The organism is Paramixta manurensis (genome assembly GCF_013285385.1).
Lineage (GTDB): Bacteria > Pseudomonadota > Gammaproteobacteria > Enterobacterales > Enterobacteriaceae > Paramixta > Paramixta manurensis.
This window is the reverse complement of record NZ_CP054212.1, coordinates 1588958-1608149: the sequence shown is the minus strand read 5'-3', so window position 1 is coordinate 1608149 and position 19192 is coordinate 1588958. Positions and strand designations below refer to the sequence as shown.

16 protein-coding genes are annotated in these 19192 nt (G+C 54.0%); 6 read left to right on the top strand and 10 right to left on the bottom strand.

Annotated elements, in window-relative coordinates; all coding sequences use genetic code 11:
* Positions 1-80: 80 nt before the first annotated feature.
* Entirely contained in the window at positions 81-719 is a 639-nt protein-coding gene (leuE, locus tag PMPD1_RS07870) for a leucine efflux protein LeuE (protein ID WP_173633514.1), read from the bottom strand.
* 215 nt (positions 720-934) lie between these two features.
* Here leuE and PMPD1_RS07865 point away from each other — a divergent pair, with 215 nt between their 5' ends.
* Complete coding sequence (locus PMPD1_RS07865; RefSeq protein ID WP_173633513.1) at positions 935-1663, top strand: MerR family transcriptional regulator; 729 nt, start codon at positions 935-937, stop codon at positions 1661-1663.
* 90 nt (positions 1664-1753) lie between these two features.
* On the top strand, positions 1754-1861 hold the full coding sequence (locus PMPD1_RS07860; protein WP_173633512.1) for a protein YohO: 108 nt from the start codon (positions 1754-1756) through the stop codon (positions 1859-1861).
* On the opposite strand, the gene PMPD1_RS07855 is transcribed toward PMPD1_RS07860, so the two are convergent.
* The 4 genes from PMPD1_RS07855 to osmF are packed head-to-tail and all read right to left on the bottom strand — an operon-like array spanning position 1842 to position 5595.
* The gene (locus tag PMPD1_RS07855; protein WP_173636145.1) at positions 1842-2573 is read right to left on the bottom strand and encodes an ABC transporter permease; all 732 of its coding nucleotides are present in this window, start codon (positions 2571-2573) and stop codon (positions 1842-1844) included. The genes PMPD1_RS07860 and PMPD1_RS07855 overlap by 20 nt on opposite strands.
* A complete protein-coding gene (locus PMPD1_RS07850) occupies positions 2573-3508 on the bottom strand; it encodes an ABC transporter ATP-binding protein (RefSeq protein ID WP_173633511.1) in 936 nt (311 codons plus the stop codon). Before PMPD1_RS07850 ends, PMPD1_RS07855 begins: the two co-directional genes overlap by 1 nt.
* A complete protein-coding gene (locus PMPD1_RS07845; protein WP_354292816.1) occupies positions 3505-4665 on the bottom strand; it encodes an ABC transporter permease in 1161 nt (386 codons plus the stop codon). The genes PMPD1_RS07850 and PMPD1_RS07845 overlap by 4 nt, the downstream gene beginning before the upstream one ends.
* A 57-nt stretch (positions 4666-4722) precedes the next feature.
* Complete coding sequence (gene osmF / locus PMPD1_RS07840; protein ID WP_354292890.1) at positions 4723-5595, bottom strand: glycine betaine ABC transporter substrate-binding protein OsmF; 873 nt, start codon at positions 5593-5595, stop codon at positions 4723-4725.
* A 282-nt stretch (positions 5596-5877) separates the two neighbouring features.
* Here osmF and PMPD1_RS07835 point away from each other — a divergent pair, with 282 nt between their 5' ends.
* Entirely contained in the window at positions 5878-7374 is a 1497-nt protein-coding gene (locus PMPD1_RS07835) for an MFS transporter (protein WP_173633509.1), read from the top strand.
* On the opposite strand, the gene idi is transcribed toward PMPD1_RS07835, so the two are convergent.
* From idi to bglX, 5 genes are all read right to left on the bottom strand, one after another.
* The gene (idi, locus tag PMPD1_RS07830) at positions 7314-7877 is read right to left on the bottom strand and encodes an isopentenyl-diphosphate Delta-isomerase (RefSeq protein WP_173633508.1); all 564 of its coding nucleotides are present in this window, start codon (positions 7875-7877) and stop codon (positions 7314-7316) included. The two genes, PMPD1_RS07835 and idi, sit on opposite strands and share 61 nt — an antisense overlap.
* 184 nt (positions 7878-8061) lie before the next feature.
* Entirely contained in the window at positions 8062-9957 is a 1896-nt protein-coding gene (locus tag PMPD1_RS07825; RefSeq protein WP_173633507.1) for a methyl-accepting chemotaxis protein, read from the bottom strand.
* A 134-nt stretch (positions 9958-10091) separates the two neighbouring features.
* The gene (locus PMPD1_RS07820) at positions 10092-11201 is read right to left on the bottom strand and encodes a suppressor of fused domain protein (protein ID WP_173633506.1); all 1110 of its coding nucleotides are present in this window, start codon (positions 11199-11201) and stop codon (positions 10092-10094) included.
* A gap of 89 nt (positions 11202-11290) precedes the next feature.
* The gene (locus PMPD1_RS07815; protein ID WP_173633505.1) at positions 11291-12163 is read right to left on the bottom strand and encodes an oxygenase MpaB family protein; all 873 of its coding nucleotides are present in this window, start codon (positions 12161-12163) and stop codon (positions 11291-11293) included.
* Position 12164: 1 nt separating this feature from the next.
* Positions 12165-14462, bottom strand: a complete 2298-nt coding sequence (bglX, locus tag PMPD1_RS07810; protein WP_173633504.1) for a beta-glucosidase BglX — start codon at positions 14460-14462, stop codon at positions 12165-12167.
* Between the two features lie 325 nt (positions 14463-14787).
* Between bglX and PMPD1_RS07805 the strand changes: the two genes are divergently transcribed.
* The 3 genes from PMPD1_RS07805 to dld all read left to right on the top strand — a co-directional run bounded on the left by PMPD1_RS07805 (position 14788) and on the right by dld (position 19175).
* Complete coding sequence (locus PMPD1_RS07805; protein WP_173633503.1) at positions 14788-17025, top strand: type VI secretion system Vgr family protein; 2238 nt, start codon at positions 14788-14790, stop codon at positions 17023-17025.
* Between the two features lie 7 nt (positions 17026-17032).
* Positions 17033-17356, top strand: coding sequence for a DUF3592 domain-containing protein (locus PMPD1_RS07800; RefSeq protein ID WP_173633502.1), 324 nt, complete (start codon positions 17033-17035; stop codon positions 17354-17356).
* Positions 17357-17435: 79 nt separating this feature from the next.
* On the top strand, positions 17436-19175 hold the full coding sequence (gene dld / locus PMPD1_RS07795; RefSeq protein WP_173633501.1) for a D-lactate dehydrogenase: 1740 nt from the start codon (positions 17436-17438) through the stop codon (positions 19173-19175).
* The last annotated feature ends 17 nt before the right edge of the window (positions 19176-19192 follow it).

The following is a 19192-nucleotide window of genomic DNA, read 5'->3' as shown; positions in this document are numbered from 1 at the left end:
GCTGAATTGACCTGTATTTTTACACAGTATCGTTTCAGCGTCAGCCTGAAAGCGCAGATTTACGGCGCGGCAGCAAGGTATTAAGCACTTAGCGTAGCCAAACGCACGGCAAAACCAATAAACAAAAACCCAATCAGCCCATTGCCGACTTTCGCTAGCGCCTTACGGCGCGCAAAGAATGCCGCCAGCACCGTGCCACCAATAATCAGCACTGTGAGATAGATAAAGCTAAAGGCCTCAAGGAAAAGCGCCAGTACGCTGTACGAAATCCACGTATGCGGGTAGCTATAGTCGATAAACTGAACGAAGAAAGAGACATAAAACAGGATCGCTTTCGGATTGGTCAGACTCAGAATCAGCGCCTTACGGAAAATGCGCTCGCTATGAATTTCCGCCGCGGCGTTCTGCGGTTTTTTGCTGAGAAAATTGGCGTGAAAAATTTTTATTCCCAACCAGAGCAGATAGGCAACGCCCAGATAACGCACGGTATTAAACAACAGCGGAGAGGCTTTAATCAGCGATGCGACGCCGATATAGGCAAGGAAAATCAAAATCGCATCACCCAGGAAGACCCCGGTTGCCGCCTTATAACCGGCTTTAATACCGCGCGATGCGCCGGTTTTCAGCACGTAAAGAGAGTTTGGCCCCGGTAATAATACAATAAACAGTAAACCGGCCAGATAGGTCCAAAGGTTGATAATACCGAGACTTTCGAACACGCTCTGCTCCCTTCCTCGTTGGTTAATCAAATGATAACCCGCTCACTTTATCTCGTTCCGGGGGTTTATCTGCTCTGATATTACGTCATAATTTCTCCCGAAGAGAAGACCATGCCACAAATCTGTTGGTTAAATTGTACAAATAAAAAAATATTGTACAGGAATGGCAAGCTCCGCTAACGTTATAGTAGTAAGTTGTACACCCGAGGAATTGAATGACCCGTTATAGCATTGGGGAAGTCGCCGAACGTTGCGGCATTAATCCCGTGACGCTGCGCGCCTGGCAGCGGCGTTACGGGCTGTTGAAACCACAGCGCAGCGAAGGCGGCCACCGGCAGTTTGATGATCAGGATATTCGCCGCATCGAAGAGATAAAGCGCTGGGTAGAAAGCGGCGTGCCAGTCGGTAAAGTGAAAGCGCTGCTTGAAGGTGAAGTGCTTGATACTCACGATGGCTGGACCCGCTTGCAGGAGGAGTTGGTCGCGGTGCTACGCCAGGTCAAACCGTCAAAACTGCGCGCCAAAATCGCCACTATGGGCCGTGAAAATCCGGCCGATACCCTGATTGATCATGTGATCCTCCCGGTGCGCCAGCGGCTGGGCCTGGAACAAAATACCGCCCGCGCACTATGTAGTTTTTTGGATGGCGCACTCATTGATTACGTGGCATTTTGCCTTACCGCTGAACGCAAAAAACCCGGTAAAGACGCACTCTTGATCGGCTGGAACAGCGAGGATCGTCCGCGGCTGTGGCTGGAGGCGTGGCGCTTATCACAACAGGGATGGCGTATTGACGTACTGGCGGAACCGCTGGAAAACCCCCGGCCCGATCTGTTTCCTGGCCTGCAACTGTTTGTCTGGACCGGTAAAAAACTGACCCAACGTCAACAAGAACAGCTCGAACAGTGGCAGCAAGCCGGTTTTACCATAGCGGCAGCCGACTAATCAGATGGTGTATGCCGCAAATCGCCTGGTATGAGAGGACGGATCGCGTTATCATCCGCCCTCTTTTCTTTTGTGATGAGTCGTTACGTAATGAACTGGCAAAAAATTGCGGTTATCACGCTGTTTCTAATCATGGCCCTTGGCGGCATGGGCGGACTGATGCTGGTCGGCTATACCATTATTCTGCATGCCGGTTGAGCCAACGTAGTAGCCGCTCAAACAACCGGTCAGTCACAATCGCCAATAACGCGACCAGAATAGCGCCCTGTATTACATAGGCGGTATTAAAGCCGCTCAGGCCGATAATCACCGGCGTTCCTAAACTTTTCGCCCCAACTGTCGATGCAATCGCTGCCGTGCCGATATTAATAATTACCGAGGTACGCACGCCCGCCAAAATCACCGGCGCCGCCAGCGGAAGCTCCACTTTCCATAAAATCTGCCACGGATGCATTCCAACGCCTTCGGCAATATCACGCGCACTGGCCGGTACCGCGCCAATGCCCGCGAGCGTACCTTGCAAAATCGGCAATAAACCATACAGCAACAACGCAATAATCGCCGGTTGCTCACCAAAACCGATGACCGGCACGGCTATTGCCAGCACCGCTACCGGTGGGAAGGTTTGCCCGGCGGCGACGAGGGTTTCAACCAGCGAACGAAATTCCCGCCCGGCGCGACGGGTAACCAGAATGCCGGCCCCCATCCCAATCACAATGGCGAGCAAGCTGGAGACCGCCACCAGTTCAATATGCGCCACGGCCAGTTGGCTAAAGCTATCCTGTAAATAAAGCGGACGTTCTAACTGAGGGAACCAGTGCGCGAACAGCGGCCCGCTATACGGCATCGCCAGTAACAGCGCGATGAACAGCGCCGCCAACCACAGTAACGGCGAGCGTAGCAGCCGGATCATAATGCCTCCCGCTGCCGTAGTAGATCGCTAAAATGCAGCACGCCCAACGGCTTCTGCTGTTTATCAACTACCGGTAACCTATCCGTCTGACGAGCGATGAACTGCGATAACGCTTCGCGCAACGTGAGCGTTTCCTCAATCGGCTCGCCTTCCAGCCATTCACCACGGCGAACCGCCGCGCCGGCATGTCCCAACGACAACAGCCGAACGCCTAACTCGCTGCGCCCGAAGAAATCACGCACAAACTCATTGGCCGGTCGCGTTAATAGCTCAATCGGTTTCCCTTGCTGAACCACGCGCCCGCCATCCATCAAGACAATGCTATCCGCCAAGACTAATGCTTCATCAATATCGTGCGTCACCAGCACAATGGTGCGCCCGGAAAGCTGATGGATACGGATAATTTCCTGTTGCAATGCGCTACGCGTCACCGGATCAAGCGCACCGAACGGTTCATCCATCAACAGCACTTCCGGATCGGCCGCTAACGCCCGCGCCACCCCGACCCGTTGCTGCTGCCCACCGGACAGTTGGTGCGGATAACGGTGGCGAAAATCGTCGTCCAGATTGAGTAAGGCTAATAACTCACCGACGCGCTCGTGAATGCGTGCTTTTGGCCAGTTGAGTAAGGCAGGCACCGTGGCAATGTTCTTCTCCACCGTCCAGTGGGGAAATAAGCCGATCGACTGAATGGCATATCCCATCCGGCGGCGCAATGCCTGGGCATTGAAGCGGCGAATCTCTTCACCAGCGAATTTGATGGTGCCTTCATCATGCTCAATCATCCGATTGATCATTTTTAAGGTGGTCGATTTACCGGAGCCTGAGGTGCCAATCAATACGGTAAACTCACCTTCATCAATATTCAGCGTCAGGTTGCTGACCGCCGCGTTGCCGTCGAAGTATTTGCTGACCTGGTTGAATTGGATCATGAGTGCTTCGCCTCCAGCACAGAAATCAAAAATTTAAACAATGCGTCGACGATCACCGCCATCACAATCACCGGGATAACGCCCAGCAAAACCAACTCCAGTGCGCTACTTAACAGCCCCTGGAAAATAATTGCGCCAAACCCACCGGCGCCGATGAGCGCAGCGATCACCGCCATACCGATGGTTTGTATGGTTACCACGCGTAACCCGCTCAATAATACCGGCAATGCCAGCGGTACTTCCGCGTGCCAGAAAATTTGCGCGCGGGTCATGCCCATCCCCCACGCGGTTTCCAGCACCTCGGTCGGTACCTGTTGTAATCCAGCCACCACGCTACGCACCAGCGGTAATAACGCATACAGCACCAAGGCAATGAGCGCTGGCGCAAGGCCAATACCGCTCACGCCAAGGTCGCCCAACCAAGGGAGAGCCTTTGCCAGCCCGGCTAATGGCGCAATCAATAAACCGAACAGCGCCACCGAGGGCACCGTCTGGATAATATTCAACACCGCGAACACCACTGACTGTACGTGCGCCTTACGGTAGCAAAGCAATCCCAATGGAATCCCCATCAGCAATGCCGGGATCAGCGTGGCAAATAGCAGCAGAATATGGCGGCTGAACGCCTGGTCGAACACATCCTGCCGATTAACGTACTCTTTCAATAGGGCCAGTTGATCTAATTGCCCCATCAGTAACAACGCGACAATCGGTAACCACATTTGCGCATTAAGCAGCAAACGCCATAACGCGCTACGCGTTAAGCGTGTCAGCGCATCGGCGGCAATCAATAAGCAGAGCGCGGCGGCAATCCATAAGCCGCTACCAAATGAGGTACGGGCCAATGCGCTGCCTTCCGAGGCGAGCCGCGCGGCGTGTTGGCCACTTAATGCCACCAACGAGGTCAGTAAAATTTCGCTTAGGATCACTACTAGCGCCAGCGGGAGGCGATGCGTTGGCCACCAGGCCAGCAGGAATAACAGCGGGAGCGGTAACAGCAGCAGCCAACTGACACCGTGCATCGCCTGACTTAATGACACTGGTTGTCCCGAGACGAGGCGATTAGGCGCAAAATTGAGAAAGGGAAAAGCGACCATCGCCACAATCAGTAGCACAGTCAGCAGCAGTAACACACGGTTATGAATTGTGATACGCAAAATGTCTCCGTTTGCCGGAGGAGAATCCCGCCTCCGGCTCAGGTCAATAAAGAAAGATTAGAGTAATTTTTTCTGTTGCAGGTAGTCCGCCGCCACTTTCTTCGCGTCCTGACCGTCGACGGCGATTTTCGCGTTGAGCCCCTGCAAGGTTTTTTCATCCAGCGTCGCAAACACCGGTTGCAGCCATTTTTCCATCTGCGGATATTGTTTTAGCACAGCTTCACGCACCACCGGCGCCGGTGCATAGATGGGCTGCACACCTTTCGGATCGCTCAGGGTTTGCAGCCCCAGCGCCGCTACCGGCCCATCGGTGCCATATGCCATGGCGGCATTCACGCCGGAGGTTTGCTGCGCGGCAGCTTTAATTGTCACGGCGGTATCGCCGCCCGCCAGCGACAGCAGTTGATCCTGGCTAAGCTTAAAGCCATAGGCTTTCTCAAATGCAGGTAAGGCATCCGCGCGTTCAATAAATTCCGCCGAGGCCGCCAGCTTGAACTCGCCACCGGACTTCAAATACTGACTTAGATCAGCCAGCGAGTTGAGTTTATTTTTCTGCGCCACATCTCCGCGCAACGCAATGGTCCAGGTATTATTTGCCGGAGCCGGTGTTAACCAGACCAGATGATTTTTTTGTTGGTCAAGTTGCTTCACTTTCTGATAACCGGCCTGAGCGTTTTTCCATGCCGCATCCTTTTCATCATTAAAAAAGAACGCGCCATTGCCGGTGTACTCCGGATAAATATCCAGTTCGCCGGAGGTGATTGCTCCGCGCACCACTTGCGTGGTACCCAACTGGATTTTGTTGACGGTTTTGACGCCGTGTTTATCCAGCACCTGCAAAATAATGTTTCCCAACAGTGACCCTTCGGTATCAATTTTAGAGCCCACGCGCACCGGGTCGGCGGCATGCGCGGCTCCTGCCAGCGTCATTAAAGCGGTAAACCCCACTAAACCGCGACGCAAACGAGGTAAGTCCATCATGTTTATCCTTTTAGTCAGTGTCATGCCTGTTGCCAGGGCGCTCTACAAGCGTAGCGCAAAACCACATAAACGCCGCGCCGGTGACCTTTTTGTGTTTGACCTCAGGAAATCTGACCTTTAGCGCATAAGCTGGCAAATCAGTTTTTGTTTTAACTTATAACCAGATGGAATTTAATCATCGGCGTCTGACGATTATGCTCAGGGTCCACTTAAATAAAAAAGCCTAACATCATGACGGAACAGACATCTTCGGCGCACGTTGCGCTCACAGGGGAAAAACCAGCGGGAAAAACCGAATGGATACGCAGCGCGGCTGACGTTTCACAGTTGGTGAACAACAGTACACAGGCACGTAAAAATGCCAATATCGTCATCGCTATCGCGCTGGGTGGCGTTTTTCTCGATGCTTACGATCTCGGTTCACTGGCATTCGGCATTAAGGATGTCACACGCGAATTTCATCTTACGCCGGCCGGAACCGGTATGGTGGCCTCGGCCATTACTTTCGGGGCAATTGTCGGCGCGTTAATCGGCGGTTATCTCACTGATAAAATCGGACGTTATCGGGTCTTTATGGCCGATATGTTCTTTTTTGTGATTGCCGCCTTGGCCTGCGCTTTTGCGCCTAATGAGTATGTGCTGGCTGGCGCACGTTTCGTCATGGGGCTGGGTGTCGGGATCGACTTACCGGTTGCGATGGCCTTTCTGGCGGAGTTTTCCCGGTTAAAAGGACGTGGGAATAAGGCGGCCAGTATTGCCATGTGGTGCCCCACCTGGTATGCGGCAATCAGCATCTCCTATTTGCTGGTATTACTGCTGTACGCGGTGTTGCCGGAAAGCCATACCGACTGGATGTGGCGCTTAATCCTTGGCTTTGGCGCGGTACCCGCGCTGGTGATTATTGCCATTCGCAGCCGTTATATGAGCGAATCGCCGGTTTGGGCGGCCAACCAGGGGAACCTGGCAGGCGCCGCCGCGATTCTGCGTGCATCGTGGGGGATTAATGCCGATGTCGCGCCGGATGCCGATACCACTGTCGCCACGCCGACGCGGCGCGCGGGTTGGCGCAATTACGCGGTGTTATTGCAAGGGGTGTACCTGCGCCGCACGGTGCTGGCAACCATTATCTCGATTGCGTCTTCCTTCGCTTACAATGCGGTGGCTTTTGGCCTGCCGGTGATTTTATCCAGCTTCCTCGCACAATCAATGCTAACCACTATTCTGGTGTCACTGGCGCTAAATTTGCTGTTTGCTTTTGTTGGCGGCGTGCTCGCCGTGCGGCTGGTGCCACGCTTCGGCGCATGGAAAATGACGGTGCCAGGCTATGCACTCCAGTTGATCGCGCTGATCGGGCTGGCGTTAATCGGGCGCCCGGAGAGTGTCACCCAGGCGGCGACCGCCATCGGTATGCTGGCGTTATTTTTACTCGGACAGGGTTTTGGCCCCGGCTCTCACACCATGACTTATGCGTCGCTCAGCTATCCGACTTCGTTACGCGGTGTTGGCGTCGGTTTTAACCAGACATTGATGCGCGCCAGCTCTACCCTGTCACTTTTCCTGTTTCCGTTGCTGTCGGCAGCGCTGGATACCGGTGTCTTTTGGGTTATCGCGCTGGCGCCGCTTGCCGGTCTGGTCGCCCTGGTGGTGATTCGCTGGGAGCCGTCAGGCTACGATGTCGATGCCGAAGACTTTGCCGCCACGGGCTCACTGACAAACTCAGCAAAATAACCGGGAATACGGGCAAAGGTATGCAAAAACCACGGCGTAAAGTCCGCAGGATTTTTCGCCACATCGCGGCTGATGTCGTCAAGCGTTTCATAACGCCAGGCATCAGCCTCGTCCGGATTGATCTCCGGCAAGCGGTCGCTGATGGCGAAGAACACATGCCCATATTCATGCTCGGTTAAACCATTACTCATCGCGAGGTTATAGCTAAGCTCGAAAATTGGGGTGAGCGCAAGGTGCAGCCCCATCTCTTCACGCAGGCGGCGTTGCGCCGCATCACGCGTGGATTCATGGGGATAAGGATGACCGCAGCAGGTATTACTCCACAAACCGCCGCAGTGGTATTTCTGACTGGCGCGGCGTTGCAACAATAGCTGATGACGGGAATTGAACACGTAAACCGTGACCGCCCGATGCAGCAGACCTTGCTGGTGTACCGCCAGCTTTTCCATCTTACCGGTTGGCCGGTCAAGGTGGTCAACCAGAATAACTTCTATCTCAGACATGCAAACTCCCTAAGATTTATCCCATCTATTTTGGCACAACCTCTATGGTGATTGCGGTACAAAATCGTGCGAATTTATAACAATCTATACCGAAAAATAAAATCGCCACGATAAACCACTGAAAAAGGGTTAAAAAAAACCGCCGTACGCTAACGCGTGACCGGCGGTTTTTATTCAGGTGTTTTTATAACTTAAAGCTGTTTACCACCTGCTCCAGTTGCACACTCTGCTCTTCCATCGCCTGTGCGGCAGCAGAGACTTGCTCAACCAATGCGGCATTTTGCTGGGTGGTGCTATCGAGCTGGTTAATCGCCAAATTAACCTGTTCAATCCCCATACTCTGCTCACGGCTGGCGGACATAATCTCACTCATTAAGGCGGTCACATTCCCTACGCCTCGCATCAATTCATCCATGGTTTGCCCTGCCTGTTCGACCAGATGGCTACCGGCGTCAATATTCGCGACCGACTCTTCAATCAGCTTTTTAATCTCACGCGCGGAGTTGGCGGAGCGCTGCGCAAGGTTACGCACTTCCGCCGCGACCACCGCGAAGCCACGCCCCTGTTCGCCAGCGCGCGCCGCCTCAACCGCCGCGTTAAGCGCCAGGATATTGGTTTGGAAAGCAATACTGTCGATCACGCTGATAATATCCACCACCTTACGTGAGGAGAGATGAATTTCACCCATTGTCTCCACCACCTGGCGTACCACTTCCGTTCCGCGTTCCGCCACTTTTGCAGCTTCCCCCGCCAGTTGGTTGGCGTGTGTGGCATTATCCGCGTTTTGTCGTACCGTGCCGGTTAACTCCTCCATTGAGGCGGCAGTTTCCACAATTGAACTGGACTGTTCTTCCGTGCGAGAAGAGAGGTCGAGATTGCCGCCAGCAATCTCGCGTGAGGCGCCGGTAATCGCTAATGCGCTATCGCCAACCTGGCGCATCAACCCTTGTAGATAAGCGATAAACTGGTTGAAGCTTTGCGCCACCGCGTTAAATTCCGGGCTAGTGCTGGCGGGCAGGCGTTGGGTGAGATCGGCTCCGCCGGTCGACAATGCCAGAATATTGGTGTTCAGCCCGTGCAAACGTTTCATCATCGCACGCACAAAACCGAGTAGTACCAGCAACAGGATCAACGCTAACGGAATTTGCACCATTCCGATGCGCGCCAGAATGCCGTGCGTCTGCGCCATCAGCAGCGCGGAAGGAACATCACTGGCGAGATACCATGGACTACCGGCAATCGGCTGTAGAAACAGTGTGTGACCACCATCTTTGGCGCGATAAACACGCTGTGTCGGTTGTGAACCGGCGTTCACCAACAACGATTTTAACGGCGCCGCCATCGGTAATGACAGATCGTTTAAATTTTCCAGCTTCGCCTCACCGCCGACTAAGGCCGCGTTCCCAACCACTTCACCGTTGGCCTCGACAATTAACACTCGCCCATGAATCACGTCTCCCATCTCTTTCGCCAAATGGTTAAAGAAACCGAGCGTCACATCAATGGTCGCCACGCCCCACGCTTTACCATCGCGATAAATCCCCATCGCACAGTTGGTACGCGGCTGCGGGCTCGCCGCATCCTGATAGGCATTTGCCCAGGCACAGGTGCCTTTTGCCGCTGCCAGGCCCGCTTTATACCACGGCTGTTGGTAATATTTATCGGCGGCGTCGGTGTTCCAGTAGGTATTGACTTTCAATTGCTGGCTACTATCGCGCGCAAAGAAAGTGCTGAACTTTTCCCGTGATGCATCTCGTTGGTGCGGTAATGGCCAGATGCCGCCGCCAAACACGTTCGCATCCTGATATTGGTTTACCAGCACCGGCAACAAGCTATCAATGGCGGCGCTATCCATCACCGCCGCGGCTTCGGTAATGCTGCGTTGTTGCGCCTGCACGCGGTTCATCTGCTCAACAATCCGTGCTGCCAGCGCATCAACTTCATAGCGGATCAGCCGGCTTTCATTGGCGGTTAACTGCGGTGCGACAAAGAGTTTGATAACCACAACGGTAATCACCAACAGCGCAATAAAAAACGCGATGATGGAAACCATGAAGCGGGATTGCGTTGTTTTTAACATGACCACACCATTTCACTGGAAAAAGGCGCTATTGCCCGATCCGAGTTAACGGCGCAAAAAGAAGGAACTTGAGACTATTTACCTGAGGAGATCAAAATATTCCGGGCCGTGGTTTGACCCGGAGAAAAGGAAACTTAGCTTTGCCCTTCGACCACCTGCTGACGCGGCCGGAAAATATGGTTAGCGCCCGCTTCAAGCAAACGGGTAATCAGTTGATTTCCCGCCCATTCATCGCTCTCAGCAAACTCACGTTCTGCGGTGGTCACCGGCGCAGTCCAAAGTAGATTAACTCGCTCGCCTTCGCGTTTTGGCAACGCAAACTGCCCGCCCTGCTGACCAAGCGCACTGGAAAGAATAAAGCCTTCAAACCCCACCGGCGCTACCGAGGAAGTGACCAGATGCCCTTCACCTACCCAGTTCAGTTGCGCCCACGGCAAGTGGGCAAAACTTGCCAGCGCGCTGGCCATTTGTACTGCGTTCTCTTCCGTCATCACATTGGCGTCAATCGCCATCGCCAACTCTGTCCGGCGATGCTGCGGCGCCAGATCCTCATACAGGAAATCCACCCACGGCATTGGGCGAATACTCATGCCCAGCGTGAGGAAGTACCACACATCTTGATGATAATGCTGTGAAATCGCCATCGGCGGCCAGTTGCCCTGGTCAATAGAATAATATTTCACTGATTGGCCGTATTGCGCCTCATAACAGCGCAGTAGTTCGCGTTGAACCGGCTCCCACAAATGACCGTCGTGCCAGTCCCGCCAGAACAGGCGGTGTTGCTCTGCCTGAGCATACCAGGTGTTGGTAGAGGCTGAACCCAACGGGGCCGTCAGGCGGTTTTCTTTAATACAGCCCGCGGAAAAACTGACCTGCTGATCCTGATAAAGGCTCCAGCCAGGAATGACCGCCAACAGTTGACCTTGATACCAGACCGCCGCACCGTCATCGGTCGGCTCCCAGATAATTTGTAAACCGGCAGGATCAAGCGGCGGCTCGGCTTCCAGCGTGCGACAATATTCAGCGCTTAATAGCGGCGCAATTCCCTGCTCCATCGCCTCACGATCTTCCTGTGCCGGTGCGGGCAACAGATTACGCAGCCAGCAACCACGTACCGCAAACCGGGTACGGAACGGTTCCGCAGGCCAGATATAGAAATAGGCGGCGCGCTCATTTTGCTCAATGACGGCGGTCAGTGTTTGTTGCTGATTGGTGACTTCAACAATCAGATCTGAATGTCTCATAGCGCCTCGACGTAACGTGGAGGGATCCTTTTTCCCCGAGAATAGAGCAGGATCCCGCGTTATGCCACGCCCGGACAAGGGTAAAACTCTCAAATATTGCGCCCCATGCGTCGCATCGCACGCGGATAGGTGCCATTGGTCACCGCCCAACGCAGAAATTTAGCGATCGCGGCCACCCGAAGATCAATACTGTGGCACCGTAGCGCAGAGAAGTGAAACCCGGATTGCTGTTGCGCCCACACTGGCAGTAACAGAATGCCGGCCAGTATCAGGGTTTTCATCACCGGTCGGGCCTGCCACGAAGGGGCCGGCGCGTTGATTAGCAACTGGGTAACTTCGCGTACCCGGCAATCGCAGCGCAACTGTGGCTGCATCATCACCAGGTACTCCTCTACCGCCTGGCGGCTCTTCGGCACCGCTTGCGCCCCTAACGCCTCCGCTACCCTGGCGGTTTCCGCATAGTAACGGTCTTGATCCTGCGCGCTTAATGCCGGGTTTTTATAGCGCAGATGAGCGGCAAGAAAACGACTGGTTTCAGCCACATGAACCCACGTTAACAGCGCCGGATCGCTGGCAGCATACGGATTGCCATAGGCATCCACGCCCTTTACCCGTAGATGGATGCGCTTAACCCGCTCAATCAGCGTCTGCGCATCGGCCTGGTTACCGAAAGTGGTGACGGCAATAAATTGGCTGGTGCGGCTTAAGCGGCCAATCATATCCTGACGAAAGGTGGAATGGTCCCATACGCCCGCCAGCGCCGAAGGATGCAGCATTTGCATCAATAGTGCGCTTACACCGCCGCACAACATGGCGGTAAAGTCACCATGTACCGGCCAGATGACGCTATCCGGGCCGAATAGCCCCGGATCGCCCGGCGGTTGGGAAATATCAAATTCATTCAGCGCCAGGCCATTCAGGCGAAACACCTGACGCTGAATCCGCTCCCGTAATGATTCCATGTTACTGGTAGCTGAATTCCGTATTTTGCGTGCGGACGGAATCAAGACCAATCATGACGTCAAACTTGCCCGGCTCCGCCACCTGCTGCATCTGCTGGTTCCAGAATTTCAACGCATTAACATCGATCGGGAAAGTGACCGTTTGTGATTCGCCCGCTTTGAGCATAATACGCTTAAAGCCTTTCAGCTCTTTCACTGGTCGGCTAATACTGGCGGTTTGATCGTGTAGATAGAGCTGCACGACCGTCGCGCCATCGCGTTGACCAATATTAGTCACCTTCACGCTGGCATTGATCGAACCATTACGCGTCAGCGTGTTAGCCGACAGCGTCACCGGTGAGACCGTGAAGCGGGTGTAACTCAGGCCATAGCCAAACGGATACAGCGGCCCATTCGCCGCATCATAATAGTGCGAGGTGTATTTGTTCGGTTTTTCGAAGTTATACGGGCGACCGGTTGGCAAATGGTTGTAATAAATCGGAATTTGCCCGACTGAGCGCGGGAACGACACCGGCAATTTGCCGGATGGGTTATAGTCGCCGAACAGCACGTCGGCAATCGCATTGCCACCTTCGGTGCCGCTAAACCAGGTTTCCAGCATGGCGTCGGCATACTGATCTTCACTGACTAATGCCAGCGGACGCCCGTTCATCAACACAATTACCAGCGGCTTACCGGTGGCTTTTAACGCGCGCAGCAGCGCTAATTGGCTTGGCGGAATAGTGATATCACTGCGGCTGGAGGCTTCATGGGCCATGCCTTGTGCTTCGCCCACCGCCACCACCACCACATCAGCCTTTTTCGCCGTCGCCACCGCCTCGTCCAGCATTTGCTGCGGCGGACGCGGGTCCACTGTTACGGCTTTTTCGTAGATATTCAGGAAATCCTGAATACCTTTGTTGTCGGTGACGTTAGCGCCTTTCGCATACAAAATGGTGGCTTTGTCGGCGGCAACATTTTTAATGCCCTGTAACAGCGTGACGGATTGCTTTATCACCCCGGCGGCTGACCAACTGCCCATAATATCGCGCTGGCTATCCGCCAACGGCCCAATCACCGCAATGGTGCCCGCTTTTTTCAGCGGCAGCGTTTCCAGGCGGTTTTTCAACAGCACAATACTCTTACGCGCCACATCGCGCGCTTCCGGGCGATGTAAACGGCTTTCCGCATTAGTATCGACCGGATCGCTACCTTTCGGCCCTAAGTGGCTGTACGGATCGTTAAACAGCCCCATATCATATTTAACGTTCAGCACGTGGCGAGCCGCATCGTCGATCTCTTGCTCGCTCACCGCGCCGCTCTTCACCAGACCCGGCAAATATTTGCTGTAAAACTCATCGCTCATACTCATATCCACGCCGGATTTCAGCGCAATACGCACCGCATCCTGTGGATCGCTGGCCACGCCATGCTTAATTAACTCTTTGATGGCGCCATGGTCGCTAATGGTAATGCCTTTAAATTTCCACTGCTTACGTAGCAGATCTTTTAGCAGCCAGCTATCGGCGGTGGCGGGAACGCCGTTGATCGAGTTAAGCGCCACCATGACCCCGCCGCTACCCGCATCCAGCGAGGCTTTATACGGCGGTAAATAGTCCTGAAACATGCGCTGCGGGCTCATATCTACCGTGTTATAGTCACGCCCGCCCTCTACCGCGCCATACAGCGCAAAGTGCTTGACGCTGGTCATCACCGAGTAGCGATCTGCCGGGCTTTTACCCTGCATGGATTTCACCAGCGTGCGCCCCATCTCGGCGGTGAGATAGGTGTCCTCGCCAAAACCTTCTGATACTCGGCCCCAGCGCGGCTCGCGGCTCACATCCACCATCGGTGCCCACGTCATATTCAGGCCATCATCCGCCGCTTCATAGGCGGAGATCCGCCCAACCTGCGCCACGGCATCTAAATCCCAACTGGACGCCAGCCCTAACGGAATCGGGAATACCGTGCGCTGACCATGGATCACGTCATAGGCGAAAAACAGAGGAATTTTCAGACGGCTAAGCTGCATCACCTGATCTTGCATCGCGCGAATATCTGGCCGGGTAACGGTGTTAAAGATCGCCCCCACTTGCCCATGTTTGATCATCTCGCGAATGGCTTCTTTCGGATTATCCGGTCCGACGCTGATTAAACGGAGCTGGCCGATTTTTTCATCAAGCGTCATTTTTTTCAGAAGTTGCGTCACAAACGCATCGCGTGCTTCGGGCGTTAAAGCATGAGGACCAAACAGGTCTTCGGCGAAAGCAGGCTGTATCGCCAGCGAGACAGCAAGGCTAACAGAGCAAATCCATTTCATTAGGTTGGTTTCTCTCAAGTCACTGCACAAAAAGAAGTTATTGTTTGCCGGTACGGCGAATCATCAGAGTGTGCCACAAGTTGAGAATAGCAGGTAGTTATCCTGTCGCTGCGCGCTATCGCCCCTCGGTAGCCAAAATTGCTGCGCGACGTGACGCGGCGCCAGGTTTACGCAAGATAGCCACCCATAAATATGAATATTTACTTCAAAATATTTCAAGCGTATAGTGGTAAGTAATTTATTTATTATTAATATAATCAGTAATATATGTAATTAACAGGATGTTAATCGGCGCGTTCAGCGCTTAAGAAAAGGAGTTTTATTAATGGATCGTCTTATTATTGCGCACGTCCCGGCCAGCCCGGAAGAACTGCTATTTAAGTCGCTTTCTGGCAAGGAACACCTCTCCCGCGTGTACGCCTTTGAGGTGGAGCTGCTCTGCCCGGCCAATAATCTCGACCTGAAGGCGCTGCTGGGGCAGCCGCTGACGGTGGAAATCCGCAGCAACCCGCTGACGCCGCGCTACCTGAGCGGCTTTATCACCCGCATGACGCTGGCGGGGCGCGAGCCGCACGGCGACCGTTACTACATCTACCGCGCCACCATCAACCCCGCCCTGTGGTACCTGGAGCAGAACCGCGACTTCCGCATCTGGCAGGAGAAGACGGTTCCCGACATCGTCAGCACCCTGCTGAACGACTATCAGATCCCGTTTGAAAACCGGCTGACCGGCTCATACCGGCAGTGGGGCTACTGCGTGCAGTACAACGAGAGCGACCTGGATTTTATCAGCCGCCTGATGGAGCACGAGGGCATTTATTACTACTTCCGCCACGAACAGGGCGAACAGACGCTGGTGCTGGCCGACGCGCCGGACGCGCACAAGGCGCTGCCGGGGTATGAGGCTATTCCGTACAACCAGCCGGAAGGTGAGATGCGGGTGAAGGCGGAGGGGATTCAGGGCTGGAGCGTGACCGGGGCCATCACGCCGGGGCTGTACAGCCACGACGATTATGACTTCCGCAAGCCGCGCGCGCGGCTGTTCGAGGCGCGGCAGAACCCGGGGCCGCAGGCGGCGAAGCAGACCGAAGTGTACGACTGGCCGGGGCGCTTTACCGACCATCAGCACGGGCAGTTTTACGTGCGGGTGCGCCAGCAGGAGCTGGCGGCGCAGCACGAACAGATGGGCGGGGAGGCGACGTCAACCGGCCTGGCGCCGGGTTTCGTGTTTAACTTTATCCGCGCGCCGCGGCGTGAGGACGAGGGCGAGTACCTGACGGTGGGGGCGAGCTACCTGTTTACCGAAAACCACTACGCCAGCGGCGGCGACCAGCAGGGCGAGCACCGGACCACCTTTACGGTGGTGCCGGCGGAGCTGAACTGGCGGCCGGAGCGCGGGACGGCGTGGCCGCGCACCTACGGGCCGCAGACCGCCGAGGTGGTGGGGCCGCAGGGGGAGCCTATCTGGACCGATAAGTACGGGCGGGTGAAGGTGAAGTTCCGCTGGGACCGCTACGCCAGCGGGGACGACACCAGTTCGTGCTGGGTGCGGGTGTCGAGCGCGTGGGCGGGCTGGAAGTACGGCGGCGTGCAGGTGCCGCGGGTTGGCGAAGAGGTGGTGGTGGACTTTATCAACGGCGACCCGGACCGGCCGATAATTACCGGGCGGGTGTACAACGAGGACAGCCTGCCGCCGTGGGACCTGCCGAACGACGCGACGAAGATGGGGTTTATGTCGCGCAGCAAGAACGGGACGAAGGACAACGCCAGCTTCCTGTTTTTCGAGGACCGTCTGGGCAGCGAGTCGTTTGACATGCACGCCGAGCGGGACATGAATATCTCGGTGGAGAATAACAAAAAGGTGACGGTGGACGGGACGCACACCGAGGTGGTTCAGAAGGCGACCCGCTACCATCATAAGGACACCCGTGAGACCACGGTGGACCAGCACGATACCCAGACGTTTAATAATGGCAGGACGCTGAGCGTAACGGCGGGCGGGCGTAAAGAGAGCATTACCGATGGCGAAGAATGCTACATTACTGGAAATCAAACACTATCCTTGGAAGGTGATCAACAAAAAACGCTATCCGGGACGCGTAGTGTCAATATAGGTAAAGGAGAAAAACTCACCATCATATCGGGCGGTAAGACTGAGACAATTAGCGGCGATGTTAATATCACCATAAATGGAAGCTGGACGCAGAGCGTTACCCACGGCAGCGTTAATATTTATAGCCCTGAATTGATTACTCTAAAAAGTGATAGTAAGGTTTTTATCGATTCACCACATTTTGAACACAATGACCAAAAGAAAGAAACCAGCTCCAATAAAGTGTATGAATTTATAAACGATAATGTCACAGTCAAAATAGCTTCCGCCTCGTTTAAAGGGGTTGATTTTTCCCTGACGAATTTTAGTGCAGGAATAAAAGGAGTTTCTTTTAATAAAACACTTTTCGACATATCAAATAAAGATGGACGCGTAGAGTTTACGAACGCAATAAAGGCAGCATTGGGCGCCTTAAAATATAGCGCTTCACAATTAGACATCCGTTTCTGAGGTTAATATGAAAGAAGCTTTTATTATCGTCATCATAGTGGCTTTCTTATTTTACATTGGTAAGCAATTCTACCGCGATCGCGTATTAACTCGACATGGAATAACCACCATGGCAAGTATAATCGAATCTAAACAAGTTTCGGGTAATGAAACCGGAAGCATCAATGGTTTTTTTACTGTTTCATTTAAAAACCAAAAGAATCAAGAGGAAATTGTATCCTTCCAAACAACGATCCCTCAACTCTATGCTTCACAAGTACAAAAAGGAAAACAGATCAAAGTCATCTATCTTGAAGCCGATCATAGAAAAATTGACTTTATTTTTGATTAGATACGCCCATCACACGATGTATGACCAAACCGGCAAGGAGTGCTACAGTGATTGTGTCACAAATAACAGGACAAAGGATATGCACGCTCACGCCACCGCCTCTGACACTAACCGCGCCCTACTCACCGAACTCACCCGCATCGTTGGACGCAGCCATCTACTTACCGACCCGAAAAAAACCGAACGCTATCGCAAAGGCTTCCGCTCAGGACAAGGCGATGCGCTGGCGGTGGTTTTCCCCGGCACGCTACTGGAACTCTGGCGCATCCTGAAAGCCGCGGTGGCCGCCGATACCATCATTTTAATGCAGGCCGCCAATACCGGGCTAACCGAAGGTTCCACGCCAAAGGGTAATGATTACGATCGTGACATTATCATCATCAGCACCCTGCGGATGGACAAAATTCAACTGCTGGATAAAGGCAAACAAGTGCTCGCTTTCCCCGGCAGCACTCTCTATCAGTTGGAAAAAGCGCTTAAACCGCTCGGACGTGAACCCCACTCGGTAATTGGCTCCTCCTGCATTGGCGCCTCGGTACTGGGTGGCATCTGCAATAACTCTGGCGGCTCCCTGGTACAGCGTGGGCCGGCTTATACCGAGATGGCGCTATTTGCGCAAATTGATGAGCGCGGTCAGTTGAAACTGGTTAACCACCTCGGTATCGAACTTGGCACATCGCCTGAACAGATCCTGGCTCGCCTGGATGATGAAAACTGGCGCCCCGAGGATGTTAAATACGATCAGCGTCACGCCTCTGATAGTGACTACGCTACCCGCGTGCGTGACGTCGAGGCCGATACGCCTTCACGCTTTAATGCCGATGCACGCCGTCTATTCGAAGCCTCGGGCTGCGCCGGTAAACTGGCGGTATTTGCGGTCCGTCTGGATACGTTTGTCACCGAAAAACAGCAGCAGGTATTCTATATCGGCACCAATGATACCGCGGTGCTGGATGATGTCCGCCGCCATATTCTCGCCCATTTCACACACTTACCGGTGGCCGGTGAATATATGCACCGCGATATTTTTGATATTGCCGAAGTCTACGGTAAAGACACCTTTGTGATGATCGATAAACTCGGTACCGATAAAATGCCGCTGTTTTTCACGCTCAAAGGACGAGTTGACGCCATACTTAATCGCTTGCCGCTGTTTAACGCCAACTTCACCGATCGCCTGTTGCAAAAAATTAGCCACCTGTTCCCTTCCCACTTACCGAAGCGCCTCAAAAACTATCGCGATCGTTTCGAGCACCATTTAATGCTGAAAATGTCCGGTGAAGGAATCGAAGAAGCGCGCGCTTATCTGAAGGCGTACTTTAATGAGGGCGGCGGCGAATACTTTGAGTGCAACGCAGAAGAAGGCGCCAAGGCCTTTTTACACCGTTTTGCCGCTGCCGGCGCGGCGGTGCGCTATCACGCGGTTCATCATCAGGAAGTGGAAGATATTCTGGCGCTGGACATCGCCCTGCGCCGTAACGATCGCCACTGGTTTGAAAAACTGCCGCCAGAGTTTGATGACGCGCTGGTACATCGCCTCTACTACGGCCACTTTATGTGCCACGTTTTTCACCAGGACTATATTGTGAAAAAAGGCGTCGATGCGCATGCGTTAAAAGAGAAAATGCTGGCGATCCTCACGGAACGAGGCGCGGAATATCCGGCAGAACACAACGTGGGCCATCTGTATCAGGCAAAACCGCAACTCAAAGCGTTTTATCAGCAGTTAGATCCCACCAACAGCTTTAACCCCGGTATTGGCAAAACCACCAAAGCGAAAAACTGGGGTGGCTGCGACTGCCATTCTCCACACCAATAAACCAATCGGGTCGACAA

What these genes read in the sequence shown, in the direction of transcription:
- PMPD1_RS07860 (WP_173633512.1), top strand. Translation starts at nt 1,754, where the DNA reads ATGAACTGGCAAAAAATTGCGGTTATCACGCTGTTTCTAATCATGGCC.
- PMPD1_RS07865 (WP_173633513.1), top strand. Translation starts at nt 935, where the DNA reads ATGACCCGTTATAGCATTGGGGAAGTCGCCGAACGTTGCGGCATTAAT.
- dld (WP_173633501.1), top strand. Translation starts at nt 17,436, where the DNA reads ATGCACGCTCACGCCACCGCCTCTGACACTAACCGCGCCCTACTCACC.
- idi (WP_173633508.1), bottom strand. Translation starts at nt 7,877, where the DNA reads ATGTCTGAGATAGAAGTTATTCTGGTTGACCACCTTGACCGGCCAACC.
- PMPD1_RS07800 (WP_173633502.1), top strand. Translation starts at nt 17,033, where the DNA reads ATGAAAGAAGCTTTTATTATCGTCATCATAGTGGCTTTCTTATTTTAC.
- PMPD1_RS07815 (WP_173633505.1), bottom strand. Translation starts at nt 12,163, where the DNA reads ATGGAATCATTACGGGAGCGGATTCAGCGTCAGGTGTTTCGCCTGAAT.
- PMPD1_RS07850 (WP_173633511.1), bottom strand. Translation starts at nt 3,508, where the DNA reads ATGATCCAATTCAACCAGGTCAGCAAATACTTCGACGGCAACGCGGCG.
- PMPD1_RS07820 (WP_173633506.1), bottom strand. Translation starts at nt 11,201, where the DNA reads ATGAGACATTCAGATCTGATTGTTGAAGTCACCAATCAGCAACAAACA.
- PMPD1_RS07825 (WP_173633507.1), bottom strand. Translation starts at nt 9,957, where the DNA reads ATGTTAAAAACAACGCAATCCCGCTTCATGGTTTCCATCATCGCGTTT.
- osmF (WP_354292890.1), bottom strand. Translation starts at nt 5,595, where the DNA reads ATGACGCTGGCAGGAGCCGCGCATGCCGCCGACCCGGTGCGCGTGGGC.
- bglX (WP_173633504.1), bottom strand. Translation starts at nt 14,462, where the DNA reads ATGAAATGGATTTGCTCTGTTAGCCTTGCTGTCTCGCTGGCGATACAG.
- PMPD1_RS07805 (WP_173633503.1), top strand. Translation starts at nt 14,788, where the DNA reads ATGGATCGTCTTATTATTGCGCACGTCCCGGCCAGCCCGGAAGAACTG.
- PMPD1_RS07835 (WP_173633509.1), top strand. Translation starts at nt 5,878, where the DNA reads ATGACGGAACAGACATCTTCGGCGCACGTTGCGCTCACAGGGGAAAAA.